18 protein-coding genes and 1 pseudogene are annotated in these 19,948 nt (G+C 70.7%); 3 read left to right on the forward strand and 16 right to left on the reverse strand.

The genetic code is table 11. The annotated features are described in order from the left end of the window. Positions 1-28: 28 nt before the first annotated feature. The 6 genes from OHA11_RS24465 to OHA11_RS24490 all read right to left on the reverse strand — a co-directional run bounded on the left by OHA11_RS24465 (position 29) and on the right by OHA11_RS24490 (position 5,776). Positions 29-1,291, reverse strand: coding sequence for a ketosynthase chain-length factor (locus tag OHA11_RS24465; protein WP_266499709.1), 1,263 nt, complete (start codon positions 1,289-1,291; stop codon positions 29-31). Beyond that, on the reverse strand, positions 1,288-2,556 hold the full coding sequence (locus tag OHA11_RS24470; protein WP_266499710.1) for a beta-ketoacyl synthase: 1,269 nt from the start codon (positions 2,554-2,556) through the stop codon (positions 1,288-1,290). The genes OHA11_RS24465 and OHA11_RS24470 overlap by 4 nt, the downstream gene beginning before the upstream one ends. Then, the gene (locus OHA11_RS24475; protein WP_266499712.1) at positions 2,553-3,053 is read right to left on the reverse strand and encodes a cupin domain-containing protein; all 501 of its coding nucleotides are present in this window, start codon (positions 3,051-3,053) and stop codon (positions 2,553-2,555) included. Before OHA11_RS24475 ends, OHA11_RS24470 begins: the two co-directional genes overlap by 4 nt. Next, positions 3,053-4,210: a SchA/CurD-like domain-containing protein gene (locus OHA11_RS24480; RefSeq protein WP_266499714.1), complete on the reverse strand. Its 1,158-nt coding sequence runs from the start codon at positions 4,208-4,210 to the stop codon at positions 3,053-3,055. The genes OHA11_RS24475 and OHA11_RS24480 overlap by 1 nt, the downstream gene beginning before the upstream one ends. A 151-nt stretch (positions 4,211-4,361) precedes the next feature. Continuing rightward, entirely contained in the window at positions 4,362-5,090 is a 729-nt protein-coding gene (locus OHA11_RS24485; RefSeq protein WP_266499715.1) for a class F sortase, read from the reverse strand. 164 nt (positions 5,091-5,254) lie between these two features. Then, positions 5,255-5,776, reverse strand: a complete 522-nt coding sequence (locus OHA11_RS24490) for a hypothetical protein (protein WP_266499716.1) — start codon at positions 5,774-5,776, stop codon at positions 5,255-5,257. Positions 5,777-6,243: 467 nt separating this feature from the next. Between OHA11_RS24490 and OHA11_RS24495 the strand changes: the two are divergent. After that, positions 6,244-6,459 (forward strand): annotated as a pseudogene (locus OHA11_RS24495) (amino acid ABC transporter substrate-binding protein); the annotation flags it as partial. A gap of 81 nt (positions 6,460-6,540) precedes the next feature. On the opposite strand, the gene OHA11_RS24500 reads toward OHA11_RS24495, so the two are convergent. The 9 genes from OHA11_RS24500 to OHA11_RS24540 form a co-directional block, all read right to left on the reverse strand. Beyond that, entirely contained in the window at positions 6,541-7,170 is a 630-nt protein-coding gene (locus OHA11_RS24500) for a DUF1062 domain-containing protein (RefSeq protein WP_266499718.1), read from the reverse strand. A 252-nt stretch (positions 7,171-7,422) separates the two neighbouring features. Next, positions 7,423-8,505, reverse strand: coding sequence for a HAMP domain-containing sensor histidine kinase (locus OHA11_RS24505; protein ID WP_323186777.1), 1,083 nt, complete (start codon positions 8,503-8,505; stop codon positions 7,423-7,425). A 10-nt stretch (positions 8,506-8,515) separates the two neighbouring features. Beyond that, on the reverse strand, positions 8,516-9,271 hold the full coding sequence (locus OHA11_RS24510) for a response regulator transcription factor (protein WP_266499719.1): 756 nt from the start codon (positions 9,269-9,271) through the stop codon (positions 8,516-8,518). Between the two features lie 150 nt (positions 9,272-9,421). Continuing rightward, entirely contained in the window at positions 9,422-11,080 is a 1,659-nt protein-coding gene (locus OHA11_RS24515; RefSeq protein ID WP_266499721.1) for a carboxylesterase/lipase family protein, read from the reverse strand. 223 nt (positions 11,081-11,303) lie between these two features. Next, positions 11,304-11,978: a GntR family transcriptional regulator gene (locus OHA11_RS24520; protein ID WP_266499723.1), complete on the reverse strand. Its 675-nt coding sequence runs from the start codon at positions 11,976-11,978 to the stop codon at positions 11,304-11,306. Between the two features lie 50 nt (positions 11,979-12,028). Next, the gene (locus OHA11_RS24525; RefSeq protein ID WP_266499724.1) at positions 12,029-13,516 is read right to left on the reverse strand and encodes an NAD-dependent succinate-semialdehyde dehydrogenase; all 1,488 of its coding nucleotides are present in this window, start codon (positions 13,514-13,516) and stop codon (positions 12,029-12,031) included. Between the two features lie 17 nt (positions 13,517-13,533). Continuing rightward, positions 13,534-16,380 (reverse strand): FAD-binding and (Fe-S)-binding domain-containing protein, encoded by a 2,847-nt coding sequence (locus OHA11_RS24530; RefSeq protein ID WP_266499725.1) that lies wholly within the window; start codon positions 16,378-16,380, stop codon positions 13,534-13,536. Then, entirely contained in the window at positions 16,377-17,642 is a 1,266-nt protein-coding gene (locus tag OHA11_RS24535; RefSeq protein ID WP_266499726.1) for an aspartate aminotransferase family protein, read from the reverse strand. Before OHA11_RS24535 ends, OHA11_RS24530 begins: the two co-directional genes overlap by 4 nt. Before the next feature lie 85 nt (positions 17,643-17,727). Beyond that, entirely contained in the window at positions 17,728-18,405 is a 678-nt protein-coding gene (locus OHA11_RS24540) for an HAD family hydrolase (protein WP_266499728.1), read from the reverse strand. A gap of 187 nt (positions 18,406-18,592) precedes the next feature. Between OHA11_RS24540 and OHA11_RS24545 the strand changes: the two genes are divergently transcribed. Further along, positions 18,593-18,880, forward strand: a complete 288-nt coding sequence (locus OHA11_RS24545; RefSeq protein ID WP_266507886.1) for a hypothetical protein — start codon at positions 18,593-18,595, stop codon at positions 18,878-18,880. Continuing rightward, on the forward strand, positions 18,871-19,236 hold the full coding sequence (locus OHA11_RS24550) for a hypothetical protein (protein ID WP_323186625.1): 366 nt from the start codon (positions 18,871-18,873) through the stop codon (positions 19,234-19,236). The genes OHA11_RS24545 and OHA11_RS24550 overlap by 10 nt, the downstream gene beginning before the upstream one ends. 41 nt (positions 19,237-19,277) lie before the next feature. Here OHA11_RS24550 and OHA11_RS24555 read toward each other — a convergent pair whose 3' ends face one another. Continuing rightward, positions 19,278-19,916 carry a GntR family transcriptional regulator gene (locus tag OHA11_RS24555; protein WP_266499730.1) on the reverse strand — a complete coding sequence of 213 codons (639 nt, stop codon included), beginning with the start codon at positions 19,914-19,916 and terminating at the stop codon, positions 19,278-19,280. Positions 19,917-19,948 lie beyond the last annotated feature (32 nt).

Below are 19,948 nucleotides of genomic sequence, written 5' to 3' on the forward strand. Positions count from 1 at the left end.
GGTGACTTGTTGGGCGGGTGACGTCTCGCTACGAGGCGTCGTCGGCGCCGAGCCGGAGCACGAGCGCCGAGTTCGACCCCATGAGTCCTCGGCTGAGGACCAGTGCCGTGCGCGGCTCGGCGGCACGGGCGCGGGTGGTGACGAGGTCGAGGTCGTGGCAGACGTCGAAGACGTTGGGGGTGGGCGGGATCACGCCGTGCTCCATCGCGAGCACCGCGGCGGCGACGTCCAGGACGGGGGCCGCCCCGTACCCCCGGCCGAAGGCGGTCTTCGGCGCCGTGACGGGGACGCGCCTGCCGTGCGTGCCCAGGGCGTCCGCGATCGCCAGCGCTTCGGCCCGGTCCGCCTCCGGTACACCGAGGGCGTCGGCGAAGACCACGTCGATCTCCTCGGGCGCGCAGCCGGCCTCGCGCAGGGCGCCCCGAATGGCCTGGGCCAGTCCCTCCCGGGACTCCTCCCAGCGGGAGGCGCCGGTGAACGTCGCCGCGTGTCCCGCCAGGATGGCCCGCACGGGCACGCCCCGCTCCCGGGCCGATTCCTCGGCTTCCACGACGAGCATCGCGCCGCCTTCGGCGGGCACGAATCCGCAGGCCGCGGCGGTGAACGGGCGGTAGGCCCGCTCCGGGTCGTCGATGGTGCTCAGCTCCTCGTAGCCGAGCTGGCAGACCATCGAGTAGGGGGCGAGCGGCGCCTCGGTCGCGCCGGCCACCATCACGTCGGTGCCGCGCCGCACGGCCCGTACCGCATGCGCCAGGGCGTCCAGGCCGCCGGCCTCGTCGGCGGCGACCACCGCGCAGGGGCCCTTGAAGCCGCGGCGGATGGAGATCTGGCCGGTGCTCGCGGCGTAGAACCAGGCGATGGACTGGTACGGCCCGACGAAGCGGCTGCCCTTGCCCCACAGCTGCTGGAGCTCCCGCTGACCGAACTCACCGCCGCCGGAACCGGCCGCGGTGACCACGCCCACCGAGAACGGCGAGTCGTCGGTGTCGGTGTCGGTGCCGGGCCCGCCGAGGCGGGCGTCGTCGAGTGCGAGGTCGGCCGCGGCCATCGCGAAGTGCGTGAACCGGTCGGTCTGGACGAGGTAGCGGCCCTCGATCGCCGACGGCGGGTCGAAGCCCCGGATCTCGCCGGCCACCCGCAGCGGCAGGTGCTCGCAGCCTTCCCGGGTGACCCGGTCCAGGACGCTGATGCCCTCGCTGGTGGACTTCCAGAAGGTCTCGGTGCTGGTTCCGTTGGGCGCGACCACACCGATTCCGGTGACGGCCGCGCGCCGAGGACGTGCTGCGCTCATCGTGTCGTCTCCCTCGGCAGGGTCATGATCACCGCGGACTGGAAGCCGCCGAACCCGCTGCCCACGGAGAGCACGTTGTTCAGCCGTCGCTCGCGGGCGACGCGCGGGACGTAGTCCAGGTCGCACTCGGGGTCCGGGGTCTCGTAGTTGGCGGTGGGCGGGACGACCTGGTGGGCCAGAGCCAGCGCACAGGCGACGACCTCGATCGCGCCGATCGCGCCGAGGGAGTGGCCCACCATGGACTTGATGGAGCTCATCGGGGTGTCGTAGGCGTGCGCGCCCAGGACCCGTTTGACCGCGGCCGTCTCGTGCCGGTCGTTCTGCACGGTGCCCGACCCGTGCGCGTTGACGTAGTCGATCGCCGAGCCGTCCAGCCGGGCCTGGCCGAGGGCGTCCTCGATGGCCCGGGCCATTTCCAGGCCCTCGCTGGTCAGACCGGTCATGTGGTAGGCGTTGCCGAAGGTGGCATAGCCGCTGAGCTCGCAGTACACATGGGCGCCGCGGGCCCTTGCGTGTGCCAGCTCCTCCAGGACGAGTACGGCGCCGCCCTCGCCCATGACGAACCCGTTGCGGTCCGCGTCGAAGGGGCGCGAGGCGTGGGCGGGGTCGTCGTTGTTCGGGGAGGTGGCCTTGATCGCGTCGAAGCAGGCCATGGTGATCGGGGAGATCGGGGAGTCCGAGGCGCCTGCTATGCAGATGTCGGCCCGGCCCTCCTCGATGGTGTGGAAGGCGTACCCGACCGCGTCGAGCCCCGAGGTGCAGCCGGTGGAGACGGTCTGCACCGGCCCGCGTGCCTCGAACCGCTCCGCCACCGTCGAGGCGAGGGTGCTGGGCGAGAACGCCCGGTGCAGATGCGGTCGGGCCTCCCGGTGGTCCACGTCCCAGCGCGTGCCGCCCTCGCTGACCAGCACGTAGTCCTGCTCCAGCCGGGTGGTTCCGCCGACCGCGGTACCCAGCGAGACCCCGATGCGCCACGGGTCCTCCGCGGCGAGGTCGAGACCGGAGTCCCGTACCGCCTCGTCCCCGGCGACCAGGGCGAACTGGATGTACCGGTCGCAGCGTGCGATCTGCTCCGCGTCCAGCCCGAGGGCCGCCGGGTCGAAGTCGCACTCGGCGGCGATCCGCGAACGCAGCCCGGCCGGGTCGAAGAACGTGATGCCCCGCGTCGCCGTCCGCCCGTTGGACAGGAGATCCCAGAACGCCGGTACGCCGATGCCGCCCGGCGCGACGACGCCTATGCCGGTGACCGCCACGCGCCGCGTCATGAACGGACCTGACGTCGCTGGGCCGCCCGCCCCGCACCCGCGTGGGCCGGCTCCACCGCGATCGGTACGCCGTCGGCGTCCTCGGTGTCGACGTGGCCGAGCGGCGGGCTCGGGGCGAGCGGGCCGAGATGGAAGACCATGCGGGCCTCCACATCACCCACGTTGCGGAAGCGGTGCCGCAGGTGGGCGGGGATCAGGAGCCCCTGCTCGGGCCCCAGCGGGTGGGCTTCGCCGTCCAGGTCCACCTCGAAGTGTCCGCAGACGACGTAGACGAACTCCTCGGAGTACGGGTGGTAGTGCTCGGCGATGCGGTCGCCGGGCTGCACGATGGCCACGCCCATGAAACCGCTGGTCGAGCCGACCGTGGTGGGGGTGAGCAGCGCGCGCAGATCGCCACCGCGCCGAGTGTTGGGCTCGGCCTCGCTGAGATCGACTATTCCGGGATGACGTTTGTTCACGACGTTCCTCCGAACAGGTGATGTGTCGACAGGTGCCATCACGCGTCGGGCGCGCGGCGGTCGGTGACGAGGTCCATGCGGGAGGCCGTGAGGAGACGGGCGGGGTCGCCGTCCCCCGGCGCCGAACCGTCCGCCCCGAGGGCTCCGCCGTCGAGGAGCGCCGTCAGCTCGGCCGCCCGGCCGCGATCCGTGAGACCGAGGACGAGGCCGGGGTCGGCGTCGAGCCCGCCGCGTACGTCGACCAGCCGCACCACGACGTCGTCGCGCTGGAAGATCGTGCTGCGCAGCACCGGTCCGCGCGGATCGTCCGCCGCCTCCTCGTCGTACCGGGCGAGCAACTCGGCCAGTCGCATACCGCGGCCCTCACGGGCCGGGTAGTACAGCGCGTGCCGCACGGCGTCCGTACTCTCCTGGCCCGCCGTCACATGGTGGACGGCGGGCAGCGCCGCGCGGGTGAAGAAGACCCGGGCGGACTCGGGGTCGTCGAGGTCCCGGTCCTGCTCCAGGTAGGGGTTGATGGCCTCCTCGACGGCCCGTACCTCGGGCTGCCGGGCGACGTGGCGCAGCGCGGCGAGCAGATCGCCCCGCACCTCGACGGCGCGGACCACGCGGTTGCCGTGCATGAACAGGGAGGTGCGGCACAGCCGGGTGGTGTCGTCGACCCGCGGCTCCGGCGGCGCGTAGTCGGCGAGGATCTTGGCGACGGTGTCCTCGCTGCCCGGCTTGACCGTGAAGGTGAGCGCGTGGCGGATCAGCCCGTCACCGATCCGGGGCGACGCCTGGAGCCGGCGCTCCCCGGGCGCGGTGTCCGCCGCCGGGCCGCCGGTCTCGCGGACGACGCCGAAGCGAAGCGACCTGGTGTCCCGGACGCAGCTGTGCAGCGGCTCCACCATCCGCACGTGTTCCTCACTGTTCACCCAGGTGAGGAACGGCGGGGCGCTTTCCCACTCACTCGTGATGAGCCATTGGGAGGGATTCTCGATGGACTGGCACAACTGGTCACTGACATGTCCGGGGACGGAGGCGACCTGGTTGCACAGACCCTCGTACGCCTCCAGGAACCGCTGCTGGGCCCCGTCGTGGACGTCCACCAGCAGGACGACCCGGAGCCGGGAGCCGTCGAACACGGACTGGGAGACACACTGCGACGCATGCTGCGTCAGCGGTTCCGAAACACGTTCAGACGCGGTGGTCATCCTGCGCACATCTCCTTCGTGGGGGCAGAGACGGACGAACTCGGCCACGTCGGTGTGACGTCGGCGTGCCTCGATCCTGAGCCCGCCCCCGCGAGTGCGCGACTCGTGTGCGCTGGGCCAGTGACCTGCGGGCCTGGTGGCCGGGGCCGGTTCAGGCGAGGTGGGCGAAGACGACGAGGTTCTCCGTGTAGTCCTTGGCCGTACGGTCGTAGTCACCCGCACAGGTGATGAGCCGGACCTGGGCCCGGGCCGTGTCGCCGTACACGCGCTTGCTGGGGAAGTGCTCCTTGTCGAACGTCTCCACGCTGTCGACCACGAAGGAGGCCTTGCTCCCGTCGGCTCGTTTGACGGAGAAGGAGTCGCCCTTCGCCAGTCCTCCGAGGTTCGCGAACACGGCGGGCGACTTCGCCGTGTCGACGTGCCCGGCGATGACCGACGTGCCCGTCTCCCCGGGGGACGGCCCCTCGGCATGCCAGCCGACGAGGTTGATGTCGTCGGCGGGAGGAGGTTCGAGCTGTCCGTTGCGACCGATGGCGAGAGCCATGAAGGGGGCGTCGACGAAGATTTTCGGAATGAGCAGGCGCAGGGGCTTCGACCGAGGCAGATGCTTCCCCGCCGCCCGTCTTTCAGGCTGCCTTGCCGATTGCCCCGCCGGCTGACCGGCAGGCGGAGCCGACGCGGAGGCGTGGGCGGCGCCTGATGCGCCGGAGGCGCCGGACGGCGTGTCGTTGCCGCCGAACAGGCTCACGGCCAGGACCAGGGCGGCCGCGGCACCGATCACCATCACCTTGGTACGGGACCCCTGCTCGGTCGGGTCGGGCTCGTTGTTGACGGGTCTGCCACCGGGTTTGTCTGCGGGGGAAGAAGGACGGACTGCCATCGGACACCACCTCACCGGGGCACGGCAGCAAATCGGACGGGGGACGGGGACGGGGACGGGGGACGGGGACGGAAGCGGGACGGAGGTGGGACACGGGGAAAGCCGGCGTGGCCGCCACGCACCACGCGCGTGGCGGCCACAACGGCTATCGCACCGGGCACGGATCAGGCCACGCTTCCGGCGGTCTTCTTGCGGCGCGCCGCGTACAGACCCGTTCCGACGACCGCCAGGACGGCGAGCCCGCCCGCGGTCACGGTCGACGCGGCCAACGCGCCGCCGCCGGTGTGCATTCCGCCACTGGGCTTCGCGCGGTCACCGCTCCAGGAGCCCTCGTCCTTCTTGCCGCTCCAGGAGTCCTCCTCCTGCTTCGTGCTGCCGGACTCCTTGCCCTGCTCCTTCTCCTGGTAGCCACCCGAGTCCCGCTTGGTGTCCTTCGCGGTGCCCAGGTCGCCCTCGTCCGCCGCGGTCAGCGCACCACCACCCGTGTGCATGCCACCGCGCGGCGAGTCGTGGGTGGCCTCCTTGTCGTACTCCTTCTCCTTGCCGCTGTCCTTGTCCTGCTCCTTGCTGTACGAGGAGTCCGTGCTGTTGTCCCATTCGTCCGCGGCCGCGTAGGCACCGGGTGCGCCGAGAACGAGGACGGTCGAAGCCGCCGCAGTGGCGAGGAGCATGCGAGCAGAGCGCATCTGACGTTCCTTCCGTCGGCGGCCGGGCAGCTGGTGCTTCGTCAGCTGGTGTGGCCCGCCCCCGACGTGAACCACCGTCAGTCAGCTGTCCACCCGCCACCACTCAAGACGATCACACGGGTGAACCCGCCCGGGATCTTGGGCGTGTCGCGCCTCCTGCTGGCCGATCTCGGTCACGTTCCCTTCGCCGCAGATCCGGTTGCCCGGCGGCGACTGTGGTGGATGCAATGTCCGGCATGGCTACCGAGGCGCGCCCATCGCCCCTTGGAGGGGAGCGGACTGACGGGTCATTCGTCCTCCGGATCGGCGCTCTCGCTCCGCTGACCCGGCCCGGCCCGGCCCGGCTGGGCAGAGGCGGGCCGGCACTTGCTCGCCGGCCTGGGCGTGGCCGCCCCGGCGGGGGAGTATCACAGCGCCGTCGCCCGCGCCGCCGCCACCAGGGCCGACGCCCTCGGCCTGCCGTGCCTCTGCTGCGTTCCCACGGCACGGACCGGGTACGTACGGTACGCACCGTACGTACCGCCGAATCCTGGCCGCGCGTCGCGGTCGAAGGCACCCGCGGGCAGATCCAGTTCTCCCGCATGCCAGGCATCAGCGTGTGGCAATGGGCCGGGACGCCCATCCAGGTCGTCGACCGGGACCCGGCGAAGCCCGATCGCTTTCGGATCCTGCACACCGGCTGAGCCGATCGCGATGGCTCAGCCGGTGTGCAGGCCCCTGGTCCCGAGTCCCGAGGAGGACTCTGCGCCTGAACGCGGGAGGGCTCAGTGCTTGAGCGTGAAGGTGAAGTCGCCGGAGAGCCTGCCGCTCAGCCGGACCGCCGAGACGAGATTCCCCTCCGTGATCAGCCTCTCGACCTCGGCCCGCGAAAGACCGAAGCCTTCAGCGATGAGCCGCACCGGCCGGACGGGTATCCGCGCCGCGAAGCGAACCGATACGTCGATGGCGTAGTTCGCGTCGGCCATTTCCTTCACCTCCTTCACCTCCTTCACCTCCTTCACTTCCTTCACTTCCTTCACGTCGGTCACCTCGCGGTCCTGGTGATCCGATCCGCCGGTGTCGAGACGCCAGGCGTTGTCCCAGTCGAGGGCGATGCGATTGCGGCGCCGTACGACCGGATCCTGGAGCAGCTCGGCCGCCAGGCCGGGGTCGTTGTCATGCAGCCGGTCCAGCAGTCCGGGCCGTATGGAGCGCACGTTCATCCGTTCCATGACCGTGAGCTTCGTGGTCTCCCCGCAGGCGGTACAGAGCGCGAGGAGCCAGACATCGAGGACCTTGTGGTTGGCGTTGACGCGGAATTTGCCGCTCGTCCGGAAACGCTCGGACGCGCACGCGTGGCAACGACGGAGAACGAGGGGCAGGCAGGTGGGCATGACCACCCAGTTTTCGAGCACAGAAGTACACCGGTTTCAGTGAGAAGTCCGCAGCAAAAAGCAGCGCGGCGCACATGCGCGACGCGCGACAGATCAGCACTCGGGAGGTCTCACACGGTGTACAACGGCACGTCCTTGCCCAGACGACTTGGTCCGGCAGCACGGTAATGGCGCACGGCGGCGCTGCTCCACCGGTTTTCGAGGCCAGTGGTTTTCGAGCGCCTCACACGGTCACGGTCACGGTCACGGCCACGGTGACGGTGACGGTGACGGTCATGGTGACCGTGCGGGCAGTTCCACAGTGATACGGATCCCGCCGGCCGGGCGCGGGGTGAGGGTGAGCGTTCCGTCGTGCGCCTGGGTGATGGTCTTGACGATGGCCAGGCCGAGGCCGACGCCCGCGTGGTCGGTGTGGATGCGCTCGGTGCCGCGCTGGAAGGGCTCGGTGAGGGTCGAGACCAGCTGGGGGGTGAGCTGCTCGCCGGTGTTTTCGACGGTGAGCACCACCGTCGTGGAGCGGACGCCGGTGGTGACCCACACGGTGCCTTCCTTGGGCAGGTTGTGGACGATCGCGTTGTGCACGAGGTTCGTGGTCAGTTGCAGCAGGAGCGAGGGCGATCCGAGCGCGGGGGTGATGCCGCCGGAGGTGTCGAGGGCGACGCCCCGCCCTTCCGCGAGGGGGAGGAGGGTTTCGGTGGCCTCTTCCGCCAGGAGGGACAGGTCGACGGGTTCGAGGGTGAAGGACCGTTGTTCGGCGCGACTGAGCAGGAGCAGTGCTTCCGTGAGGTCGATGGCTCGGGTGTTGACGGTGCGGAGGCGGCCGATGATTTCGCCGGTGTCGTGGTGCGGATCGGTGCGGGCGACATCGAGCAGGGCCTTCGAGATCGCCAGCGGGGTACGCAACTCGTGCGAGGCGTTGGCCGCGAATCTGCGCTGTTCGGCGACGTGCGCTTCGAGCCGTACGAGCATGGTGTCGAAGGCGTCGGCGAGTTCGCGGAACTCGTCCCTGCGGCCCGGCAGCCGGATCCGGTGGGAGAGCGATCCGTTCGTGGCCATGCGGGTGGCGCTGGTGATCCGGGCCAGGGGGGCGAGCATGCGGCCGGCGAGGAGCCACCCGCCCACGAGGCCGAACACCAGCAGGAACGCCATGACTGCCGCCGCCCTCGGAGCGAAAACCTGGAGGAGGACGGACCGGACGGGAAAGACATCACCCGGGGGCTTGTCATCGGGGTTGTAGAGCATCGCGCGTTCGGGGACATAGCGGAGGAGGAACACCCACACCGCCGCGAGCAGCAGGGCACCGGTGAGCATGAGGAACGCGGCGTAGCTGAGGGTGAGTTTGAGCCGAACGCTCACCCCGGGCGCTCTACCCACGATCGCGTCCGTCACGGTCGCCTCCTTCCTGCCCGGTTTCCTCCTGCCCGGTTCCTTCCCTCCCGGTTTCCTCACGTCCCGTGCCGGGTGCTGTGTCGATGCGGTAGCCGACGCCTGGCACGGTGGCGATGATCCAGGGCTCGCCGAGCCGTTTGCGCAGGGCCGAGACGGTGATGCGTACGGCGTTGGTGAACGGGTCGGCGTTCTCGTCCCACGCCCGTTCCAGAAGTTCTTCGGCGCCGACGACACCGCCTTCGGCCGCGACGAGGACTTCGAGCACGGCGAACTGTTTCCTGGTCAGCGCGACATAGCGGCCGTCGCGGTAGACCTCGCGGCGGAACGGATCCAGCCGCAGCCCCGCGATCTCCCGTACGGGCGGCCGGTAGTGCACGCGCCGGCGGTCGAGTGCTCTGAGCCTGAGCACGAGCTCGCGCAGGTCGAAGGGTTTCGTGAGGTAGTCGTCGGCGCCGAGCCCGAACCCGGAGGCCTTGTCGTCGAGCCGGTCGGCGGCGGTGAGCATGAGGATCGGCAGACCGCTGCCGGAGGCGACGATGCGCTTGGCGACCTCGTCACCGGACGGTCCGGGGATGTCGCGGTCGAGGACGGCGATGTCGTAGGTGTTGATGCTCAGCAGTTCCAGCGCGGTGTCGCCGTCACCGGCGATGTCGGCCGCGATCGCTTCCAGACGCAGGCCGTCGCGGATGGCCTCCGCCATATAGGGCTCATCCTCGACGACCAACACACGCATGCCATTGAGGGTACGAGTCGCTGCATATCGTCGGCATACGGAAACCCGCATACGTGCAGGCAACACCGCGCTGCCTTGCTCGTGGGGCGTGATCCCCCTGGGGGATACGAGGGATCCCTCAGGGGGAAATGATCTACGCCCGGCCTGTCATCAGGACGTCGGAACGCCCGCCTGTGCCGCGAGGCGGTCCGGGTTGGTGGTGAGCCAGCCGTAGTCGATGCTGTTCCAGAACCCGCACTGGTGCCGGTCGGCGTACACCCTGGACTTCAGGGCCTCGCTGTCGTCACCGGGCAGCAGAGACATGTACGTGCCGCTGCCGTAGGACGGCCAGGCCGCCAGTCCCGCGGTCGTGGGGTTCGCGTGTTTCACGAAAGCGCCCCAGTAGCCCACCATCGCCGTGGACAGCTGCCGTTGCTCCGGAGTCTGCGACTTCGAGGTCTCCATGGGCCACAGGTAGCCGAGCTCGCTGGCGTGCGGGGCGCCGGAGTCGAAACCGGGCGGAGTCGTCGCGAGGGTGGGCGGGTGCGGGTCGTCGAACTGGTAGAAGTACGTCCTCGGTTGCCGAGCCGCGTACTGAGCCGTGAGGTTCTGGTACTCGCAGCCGCCCAGCCCGTAGAAGACGCTGCTGTCGTCCCACAGCGCGCTGATGGCGTACGTGCCGGCGTACGGGCGGTCGTAGGCGGTGTAGGGGTAGTGCGCGAGTACGGCGTCCGCCGTCCGCGGCCCGAACTCCAGCCTGACCGCCCGCTCGTACTGGTCCTTCGTCGCGTTCGCGAACGGCAGGGCCCATTGGCGTACTTCGTCACGGGTGCTGCCGATGAGGAGGGGAACGTGGTGGATCCGGCCGGTCCGTACGGCGACGCTCGGCGGGAGGGGCAGTTCGGGAACTCCGGACACGGGCAGGATGCCGGTCAGGATGCCGCCGGTGAACCCGCTGCCGGCGCCCAGCAGTTCGCTCGTCGGCTTGGCCCGCAGGCAGGACACGGCGGTCGTCGCAGGGTCGGAACATCCGGCGGCCACGGCGTAGTCCTTGCCCCTGGCGAGGGCCTGGGCGGTCGTGTGGCTCGGGCAGCCGCCGCTCTGGATGATCGCGCCCGCGAACAGGCCGCGGGCCGGAGGTGAGGCCAGCAGCGCGCAGACGGAGTGGCCGCCGGCCGACTCGCCCGCGATGGTCACGCGGCCCGCGTCACCGCCGAAGGCGCCGATGTTGCGCTGCGTCCAGCGAAGCGCCGCCTGCTGGTCGAGCAGGCCGTAGTTGCCCGCGCCCCGCCGGCTCAGCCCGGGCAGGTCGAGGAATCCGAACACGCCCAGCCGGTAGTTGATCGTGACGACCACGACGTTCTCGGTCTTCGCGATCTGCGAGCCGTCGTAGAGGTCACCCGAACCGCCGGCGAAGCCCCCGCCGTGGATCCAGAACAGCACCGGCAGCGGGCGGTTCGTCCGCCGTTCGGGGGTGTAGACGTTGAGATAGAGGCAGTCCTCGCTCATGCCCGGGCCGTTGCCGTTGCCGTTGCCGGCGGCCGACTGCGGGCAGCGCGAGCCGTAGGAGGTGGCCGACCGTACGCCCGGCCAGGCGGAGGCGGGCGCGGGCGGTTGCCAGCGTCCGGCACCGGTCGGCGGGGCGGCGTACGGGATGCCGAGGAACCGGCTCACCCCGTCCGCCGCGGCTCCCGCGAGGGCGCCCGTGTCGGTGGAGACCGTCAGGGAGCGAGGGGAAGGGGTCGCGGACGCGGGCACGGCGGATACGACGTTCAACAGGGCGAGCAGGCTCACCAGGGTCGCAAGCCCTCGTAGGACGACGGAGCGCACGGAACCTCCCAAGAGGCGGCAGCGGGCCGGAAGGCCACATGCTCCGCCGCCCCCGGCGGCCGGACAACACGACTGTTCCGCTCAACAGACCTGCGCCGTGCCCTCAGATACGTCATCGGCACGCGATGCCCATACATCAGTCTGGTGTATATGCATGCATTTGGTATATGTCCAGACATGCGGGTTCCCTCCGAAGAGGTCGGCTGGAGTACGGGAGGAGGAGTCAGTTCCCGGTTGGGCGCGTCAGGTCACGCACCGCCGAGTCCAGGTGCGTGTTGACGGCGTCCAGAAGGGCCTGCTCGTCCCTGCCCTGGAGCAGGGCCAGCAGTTGCTGGTGCTCGGCGACGAGCAGGTCCTGCTCCGGATAGAGGTCCATGAGGTTGGCCAGGCAGATCCGGGTCTCGGCGAGGAGGGTGGTGAACATCCTGCTGAGCCTGGGGCTCTCGGCGGCTTCGACGAGGGCGCTGTGGAAGGCCAGGTCCTGCTCGGCGATGAGGCGGGTGTCGCCCTGGCCGGCCAGGGCGCGCATCTCCTCGACCACGGCGGCGAGCCGTTCCAGGCGGTGCGGGGACTTCCCGCGGTGCAGCAGGGTCGCCGCCTCGCGTTCGATCGCACGCCGCGCGGTGTAGATGTCCTTGATGTCGGCGGCGTCCAGCTCGACGACGAACACGCCCCGGTTGGGGATGTTGACCAACAGACCCTCTTGAACCAGACGCTGGAGTGCCTCCCGCACGGGGCCGCGGCTGACGCCCAGCCGGGCCCCCAGCTGCGGCTCGATCATCCTGCTGCCTGGCGCGAACGCGCCGGAGACGATCTGTTCCCGCAGCCGGTCCGCGATGAGGGCGGGGGTGCTTCGCAGGTTGACCGGGGTGAGCTCGTCGAGTCCTGGCTGCGACACGTCTCCTGATCCCCCTCGTGGTTTGCCCCTTGTGGCGGTCCGGACCGTACTCATGACGCCGAGCGGTCCCGCACGGGTGTGGCGATGTACTTGTACTCCAGGAACTCCTCGATGCCGACCCGGCCGCCTTCCCGGCCCAGGCCGGACTGCTTGACCCCGCCGAAGGGTGCGGCCGGGTTGGAGACCAGGCCGGTGTTGAGGCCGACCATGCCGACCTCCAGGCGTTCGCTGACGTCCAAGGCGCGGTCGAGATCCTGGGTGAAGAGGTAGCCGACGAGTCCCCAGTCGGTGTCGTTGGCCAGGCGTACGGCCTGGTCCTCGTCGTCGAAAGCGATGACCGGGGCGACGGGGCCGAAGATCTCGGTGCTGAGCATGTCGCTGTCCGGGCTGACCTGGGCCAGGACGGTCGGCGGGTAGAAGTGGCCGGCGTCCTGCGGGGCGGCGCCGGCGGCGACGACCTTGGCGCCCTTGGCGACCGCGTCCTCGACGAGGGAGGTCACCTTCTGCTTGCTCGCGGCGTCGATGAGGGGTCCGACCTGGACGCCGTCGCGAGTGCCCGGGCCCACGGTGAGGGCGGCCATGCGCGAGGCAAGGCGCTCGGCGAACTCGTCCGCGACGGACCGGTGCACGAACAGGCGGTTGGCCGCCGTGCAGGCTTCGCCCATGTTGCGCATCTTCGCGGTCATCGCGCCTTCGACGGCGACGTCGAGGTCGGCGTCCTCGAAGACGATGAAGGGGGCGTTGCCACCGAGTTCCATGGAGGTCCGGATGACGGTGTCCGCGCACTGGGCGAGTAGCAGTCGGCCCACGGCGGTGGAGCCGGTGAAGGACAGCTTGCGGATGTTGCCGCCGCGCAGGGCCGGTTCGACGACGTCCTGGGCGCGGGTGGTGGTGACGACGTTGAGGACGCCGTCGGGCAGCCCGGCCTCCTGGAGGATGCGGGCCAGCGCGAGGCTGGACAGGGGGGTCTGGGGGGCCGGCTTGAGGACCATCGTGCAGCCGGCGGCCACCGCGGGGCCGATCTTGCGGGTGCCCATCGCCAGGGGGAAGTTCCACGGGGTGATCAGCATGCAGGGGCCGACGGGCTGCCGCATGACCATGATGCGGTTGCGGCCGTCGGGCGTGGTCGTCATGCCGCCGTTGATGCGGACGGCCTCCTCGGAGAACCAGCGGAAGAACTCGGCGGCGTACGCCACCTCACCGCGTGCCTCGGCGAGCGGCTTGCCCATCTCCAGGGTCATCAGCATCGCCAGCTCGTCGGTTCGCTGCACGATCAGCTCGTAGGCGCGGCGCAGGATCTCGCTGCGTACCCGCGGCGCGGTCCGGGCCCAGGAGTCCTGGGCGGCCACCGCTGCCTCGACGGCGTGGGCGCTGTCGGCCGTGCCACCGTCGGCGATCTCGCACAGCTGTGTCTCGGTGGCGGGGTTCTCCACGGCGAAGGTGCGGCCGTCGGCCGCCGGCACCCACTGGCCCGCGATGAACAGCTGCCGGGGAACGTCCGCGATGACGTCCGTCTTGGTGTCGTTGGTGTCGGCCATGTTCGTGTCTCCAGAACTCAGGAAAGCGAAGGGGGTTGGGGGTCGTCCAGCAGTTGTGCCAGGTGGGTGGCGCCGGGGCGGTCGTCTCCGGCGAGGTGCTCGATCTGCATCTGGCAGCTGAACCCGTCGGCCAGGACAGGCGTCTCGGGAGCGGCCGCTTCCAGCCGGGGGCGCAGTGCCTGGTCGGCGACGGCGAGCGAGACGTCGTAATGCTCGTTCTCGAAGCCGAAGTTGCCGGCCACGCCGCAGCAGCCGGTGGCCTCGGTGACCTTCTCGATGCCCAGGTCGCGCAACAGGTCGCGCTGCTGTCCGGCGCCGAAGACGGCGTACTGGTGGCAGTGGGTCTGGAGCACCACCTCGTCAGGTACGTGCCGGGGCTTCCACCCTGTGGCGACGCGCTCGGCGAGCGCTCCGGTGAAGGTCTGCACCCGCGCGGCGACCCGGCGTGCCGCGTCGCTGTCCACCAGCTCCGGCAGGTCCTTGGCGAGGGCGGCGGCGCAGCTGGGTTCCGTGACCACGATCGGTCCCTCGGTCGCGTCGAGGGTGGCGGCCGTACGGGCCAACACACGGCGGGCGACGCCGAGTTGGCCGGTGGTGATCCAGGTCAGGCCGCAGCAGACGTCACCTCTCGCCTGCGTGGGCAGCCCGGCGTCGGCGAGAACTCGGGAGGCGGCTCCGGCCAGTTCGGGCCGGAAGGCCCGCGTGAAGGAGTCCACCATGAGGATTGCCCCTGGTGCTTCCGCCGTCTCCGACACACCGCGCCGCCATGCGTGCCGCCCGTGGAACGCGGGCAGGCTCCGCTTCGGCGTCACTCCGCCCAGGCGGGCGATCCATGGCCCGAGACGGCTGCCCATCACCGCGTTGACCAGTTTCGGCATGCGGCCGGCGAGCGCCGTCCACAGCGGGAGCCAGCCGAGCGAGTAGTGCGACAGGGGACGCGGGCGCCACTTGTAGTGGTGGTGCAGGAACTCCGACTTGTACGTCGCCACGTCGACGCCGACCGGGCAGTCGCTGGAGCACGCCTTGCACGACAGGCACAGGTCGAGCGCCTCACGGGTCTCACGGGAGCGCCAGCCACCGGGGAGCGCACCGCGCAGCATCTCCTGCAGGGTGCGGGCCCGGCCTCGGGTGGAGTGCTGTTCGTCGCCGGTGGCCCGGTAGCTGGGGCACATGACCCCGCCGGTGTGGCTGCGGCAACGGCCCACGCCCACACAACGGTTGGCGGCCGCGGTGATGCCGTCCGGGTCCTCCAGGAGGGCGAACACCGTCGAGGGTGTGGTGGTCCGGCTGGTGTTGAGGGCGAGGTCCGCGTCCAGGGGGCGGGGGTCGACGAGGATGCCCGGGTTGAGCAGGCCCTCGGGGTCCCAGGCGTGCTTGAAGGCCGCGAAGGCGGCCAGCATCGATCGGTCGTACATCACCGACAGCAGTTCGCTGCGGGCCCGGCCGTCGCCGTGTTCGCCGGAGAGGGTTCCTCCGTGCCGTACGACGAGTCGGGCGGCCTCGGTGAGGAAGGCGCGCATGACGGTGCGGCCCTCGTCGGTGTCGGGGCGGAAGTCGAGCCGTACGTGGACGCAGCCGGCGCCGAAGTGGCCGTACAGCACGCCGGTGAGCCGGTGCTCGGCCATGAGGGTGCGGAAGTCGCGCAGATAGCCCGCCAGTTGGTCGGGGGCGACCGCCGCGTCCTCCCAGCCGGGCCAGGACGCGCTGCCGTCGGTGAGCCGGGCGGCCAGTCCCGCGCCGTCCTCGCGCACTCGCCACAGGGAGGCCCGCTCGGTCTGGTCGGTGATCAGTCGGCCGGAGACCATGCGGCCCGCGGCCTTCAACTCGTCCAGGAGGCGCTCGGCCTCGGCGGCCACCTGCTGCGGGTCGTCCCCGTCGAGGTCGACGTACAGCCAGGCGCGTCCCTCGGGCAGCCCCGTCACCGAGGCGGCGCCCCGGCGGTGGCGCATGGTGGCCACGATCGCCTCGTCCAGGCCCTCGACCGCGGCCGGGGAGAACTTCAGGATCAACGGCACATCCTCGGCCGCGTCGACGACATCGTCGTAACCGAGGGCGATGAGCAGCGCGGCAGGCGGCTTCGGCATCAGGCGGACGGTGGCGGAGACGACCGTGGCGCAGGTGCCTTCCGTGCCGGCGAGGACCCGTACGACGTCGAAGCCGTTCTCGGGCAGCAGGTGCTGGAGCTGATAGCCGGAGACCTGGCGGGGAATGCGCCCCAGCGCCAGACGGATAGTCGCCAGACCCGCGTCGACGATGCCACGCAGGTCGGCCGTCAGCCGTGCCACCCGCTCCCGGCCCGCCTCGTCCACGGCGTGCAGTCCGTCGCGGTCGGCGGTGGCGCGGGTGCCGTCGGCCAGGACCAGGTCGAGGGAGACCAGGTGCTCCCCGGTGCGGCCGTAGCGCACGGAGTGGTTGCCGCACGCGTCGTTGCCGATCATGCCGCCGATGGTGCAGCGGCTGTGCGAGGACGGGTCGGGGCCGAAGACCAGCCCGTGCGGAGCGGCGGCGTCCTGGAGGTCGTCGAGGACGATGCCGGCCTCAACGCGCGCCGTCCGGGCGGACGCGTCGATCTCCAGGACGCGGCGCATGTGGCGGGACAGGTCCAGGACGAGGCCGGTGCCCACGGCGTTGCCGGCCATGCTGGTGCCCGCACCTCGGGTGGTGACGGGCACGCCGAGGCCGTGGCAGACCTTGTGCGCGCCGGCGACTTCGTCGGCGCGCACGGGGAACACCACGGCCAGTGGCGGTACCCGGTAGTTCGACGCGTCGTAGGCGTACTGGGCACGTCGGCCGCCGGAGGTGTCGACCCGCAGGGACGGCACCTCCCTGCGCAACGCCGTCACCAGCTCTTCCACGGTGGTCATGACGTAGCGGCCGTGCCCTTGCCCACGGCGGCTCGCCAGGCGGCGAGCCCCTCGTCGACGGCGGTCTCGTCGATGACCAGTGCCGGGATCATGCGCACGACGTTGTTCCAGGGTCCGCAGAGCAGCAGAAGGAGGCCCTCCTCGGCGGCTGCCTGCTGGACCCGCGCGGCGGTGGCCGGGTCGGGCGAGCCGTCGGCGGTGACGAACTCGTTGGCGAGCATCAGGCCCAGGCCGCGGACGTCGGCGATGCCTGGCGTCGTACGGGCGACTTCCTCCAGGCCGGCGCGCAGCCGCTGCCCCATGGTGTCGGCGTTCTCAACCAGCTTCTCGTCCCGGATCACGTCCAGGGTGGCGATCGCGGCCGCGCAGGCGACGGCGTTGCCGCCGTAGGTGCCGCCCTGCGAGCCCGGGTGCACCTTGCTCATGAGCTCCTGGGAGGCGGCGATGCCGGACAGCGGGAAGCCGCTCGCCAGGCCCTTGGCGATGGTGATGACGTCGGGGCGGACGTCCTCGGCGTGGTCGTGGCCCCAGAAGCGGCCGGTGCGGCCGAAGCCGGTCTGGATCTCGTCCAGCACGAGGACGATGCCGTGGCGGTCGGCGCGCTCGCGCAGCCCGCGCAGGAAAGCGGGGTCGGCCTGGATGTAGCCGCCCTCGCCGAGGACGGGCTCGACGACGAAGGCCGCCGTCTCCTGCGGGGCGGTGACGGTCTGGAGCAGGTAGTCGAGCTCGCTGAGCGCGAAGCGGGTCGCGGTCTCCTGGTCCCAGCCGTAGCGGAAGGCCGTAGGGAACGGGGCGATGGCGACGCCCGACATCAGCGGGGAGAACCCGGTGCGGAACTTGGTGCCGGACGTGGTCATCGAGGCGGCCGCGACGGTACGGCCGTGGAAGCCGCCGTGGAAGACGACGATGTTGGGGCGGCCGGTGGCCTGCCGGGCCAGCCGCAGCGCCGCCTCGACGGCCTCACTGCCGGAGTTGGAGAAGAACAGGCTGTCCAGGCCGGCGGGCAGTACATCCCCGAGCCGTTCGACGAGTTGCTGGAGCGGCTGGTGCATCACGGTCGTGTACTGACCGTGGATGAGCCTGCCGATCTGTTCTTGCGCGGCGGCGACCACGCGCGGGTGACAGTGACCCGTGCTGGTGACGCCGATGCCGGCGGTGAAGTCCAGGTAGCGGCGGCCGTCGGTGCCGTAGAGGTGGACGCCCTCGCCGCGCTCGGCGGTGACGGGGGTGGCTTGGCGCAGGTGCGGGGACAGGCTGGTCAAGGCGGACTCCTTGTGCGGGGCGGACTGCGGGCGTGCCGGGCACCGGGGACACGTGGACGGCGCCCGGCACGGTCGGCGGCGAGGGTCAGCCGTTGAACTTTTGGTGGACCTCGTTGACGGTGGCGGCCAGGTCGCTCAGGTCGCGGCGGACGGCGTGAGCGATCGACGGGTCGTCCTTCTCGTCGAGACGGTTGATCCACACGCGGGTGATGTCGAGCCGGCCGGCGGGCACCATGTCGTGGAAGTAGCTCTGCGCCACATGCACCCAGCGGTCACGGGTGACGCCGAGGGACTTCTCGAAGTACTGGAAGTGGTTGAGGGCCGGCTTGTAGGCGCCGGAGTCCTCGGCGGTGACGATCGCGTCGAACTGGATCCCGAGGCGGCGCTGGGTCTCGCCGATGACGACGCGGTCACAGTTGGTGAGCAGGGCGAGGTTCCAGCCGGCCCCCTGCAGTTCGAGCAGGGCCTGGCGGGTCTCGGGGAAGACCGGCCAGAACGGGATGCCGGCCGTCAGGACCCGGAACTGGTCCTCCACCAGGTCGAGCTTCGCCTCGGCGGCCGTGCGCTTCAGAGCCTCCGCCAGGACGTCGCTGTAGCGCATGGCGGGGTACTCGCTCTGTACCTGCGGCTCGTGGCGGTTGTAGACGTCCAGCAGCTCCCAGCCCTTGCCGGGCGCGACGAGCTCGATGCCGGTGGCGATGCCGTGGCGCCAGTCCACGAGGGTGCCGAAACAGTCGAAGGTGACCCAACGCTTCTCGCTCATTGATCTTTCTCCGGGTTCTTGGGGTTCTCGGAAGGGAGGAGCCGGGGCGGGGTCGTGACCGCAAGCCGACCGGCATTGCCAACAGTCGGATCGTCTACGATTCCGCGCCCCGCGTCTTTCGTCAGCCGGCCAGAAAAGGCGGCGCCGACTTTCAACACGTGCACATGGTTCGCCGTCGCTGCTGCACGTGGCAGAGCTGCGCCTGCTGATCGGCGCCGCGGCCCTGTACCTCCTGGCCCGGCGCCGCCGCATGGGTCATGTGCCCTGGCAGTGGCGGGAGTTGAGGGCCGTCGCCCTCGGCTCCGTGGCCGTGTCGGGCTTCTCCGTCTGCTACTTCCACGCCGTCGAACTGTCGGGGGTGGCCACGAGCACGGTGATCGCCGTCGGCGGGGCCCCGATTCTCGTGGGCCTGATCGCCCGCTTCGTCACCCGGCGGCCCGTCGTCCGCCGTTCGGGTTCCTCGCCGTGGGCCTGAACTACTACTCCCCCGACCTCGCCTTCACCTTCCTGCTCAACTCCTCCGGAGCGGTGGCGCTGTTCGTCTGGCTCGTGGTCGCCGTGTCGCAGCTGAGGCTGCGCCGTCGGTACGAGTGCGAAGCCCCGGAACGGCTGGTGCTGCGCATGTGGGGCTTCCCGGTCCTGACGTGGGTCGCCATCGTCGGCATCCTTGCCGTCCTGGTCACGATGCTGTTCGACGACTCCGCGCGACCGCAGCTGCTGTGGTCGGTCGGTGTGGCGGCTCTGGTGCTGGTGTGCGCGTGGGTGCAGCAGACGCGGCACGGTGCAGCTCTGGTGGAACTGCCGGACCCGGAACGAAAGCCGGTCCGCTGACGTTCCTGACCGCTGACCGCCGTCTCCTCGCGAGGCGGCGGTCAGTCGTCTGTGAGCGCCCTGACCGCACTGTCCAGGTGAGCACGCATCAACTTCCGTGCCACAGCCGCGTCCTGAGTCTCCAGGGCATCGAGGATCCGGCGATGCTCGTCAGCGAGGTCGGCACGGCGCGGGTAGTGGGCCTCCAACTGGACCAGGCACATCCGGACCTCCTCCAGCAGACCGTGGAACAGCCGGTCCAGCCGCGTACTTTCCGCAGCTTCGACCAGCGCCGTGTGAAAGGCGAGATCGGCCTCCGCCACCTCGCTCCACGGGGCGTCGGCGGAAAGGTTCTGCAGATGCTCCATGGCCTGCCGCACCTGCCGCAGGCGCTGCGGTGACCGGCCGGGCGCCGACAGATGGTCGACCACATGCAGCTCTACGGCTTCCCGCGCGAAGTAGACGTCGCGCACGTCCGCACCGCTCAGCTCCGGTACGACGGCCGAGCGGCCGGTGTCGCGGCGCAGCACTCCGCGCTCCACCAGATGCTGTACAGCGGTGCGTACGGTGGGACGGGCGACGTTGAATTGCTCGGCCAGCCCGACCTCCGGGAGTTTCGAGCCGGGCGGCAGGTCACCGCTGAGGATCTGCCGGCGTAGCTCCTCGGTCAGTGCCTGCACGGCGGTGACGCGTTGCAGCACGGTGCATCCCCTTACTCCGGCCCGCGAGCGAA

Source organism: Streptomyces sp. NBC_00878 (genome assembly GCF_026341515.1).
GTDB lineage: Bacteria > Actinomycetota > Actinomycetes > Streptomycetales > Streptomycetaceae > Streptomyces.

What these genes read in the sequence shown, in the direction of transcription:
- OHA11_RS24530 (WP_266499725.1), bottom strand. Translation starts at nt 16,380, where the DNA reads ATGACCACCGTGGAAGAGCTGGTGACGGCGTTGCGCAGGGAGGTGCCG.
- OHA11_RS24540 (WP_266499728.1), bottom strand. Translation starts at nt 18,405, where the DNA reads ATGAGCGAGAAGCGTTGGGTCACCTTCGACTGTTTCGGCACCCTCGTG.
- OHA11_RS24490 (WP_266499716.1), bottom strand. Translation starts at nt 5,776, where the DNA reads ATGCGCTCTGCTCGCATGCTCCTCGCCACTGCGGCGGCTTCGACCGTC.
- OHA11_RS24485 (WP_266499715.1), bottom strand. Translation starts at nt 5,090, where the DNA reads ATGGCAGTCCGTCCTTCTTCCCCCGCAGACAAACCCGGTGGCAGACCC.
- OHA11_RS24525 (WP_266499724.1), bottom strand. Translation starts at nt 13,516, where the DNA reads ATGGCCGACACCAACGACACCAAGACGGACGTCATCGCGGACGTTCCC.
- OHA11_RS24480 (WP_266499714.1), bottom strand. Translation starts at nt 4,210, where the DNA reads ATGACCACCGCGTCTGAACGTGTTTCGGAACCGCTGACGCAGCATGCG.
- OHA11_RS24475 (WP_266499712.1), bottom strand. Translation starts at nt 3,053, where the DNA reads ATGGCACCTGTCGACACATCACCTGTTCGGAGGAACGTCGTGAACAAA.
- OHA11_RS24510 (WP_266499719.1), bottom strand. Translation starts at nt 9,271, where the DNA reads ATGCGTGTGTTGGTCGTCGAGGATGAGCCCTATATGGCGGAGGCCATC.
- OHA11_RS24465 (WP_266499709.1), bottom strand. Translation starts at nt 1,291, where the DNA reads ATGAGCGCAGCACGTCCTCGGCGCGCGGCCGTCACCGGAATCGGTGTG.
- OHA11_RS24470 (WP_266499710.1), bottom strand. Translation starts at nt 2,556, where the DNA reads ATGACGCGGCGCGTGGCGGTCACCGGCATAGGCGTCGTCGCGCCGGGC.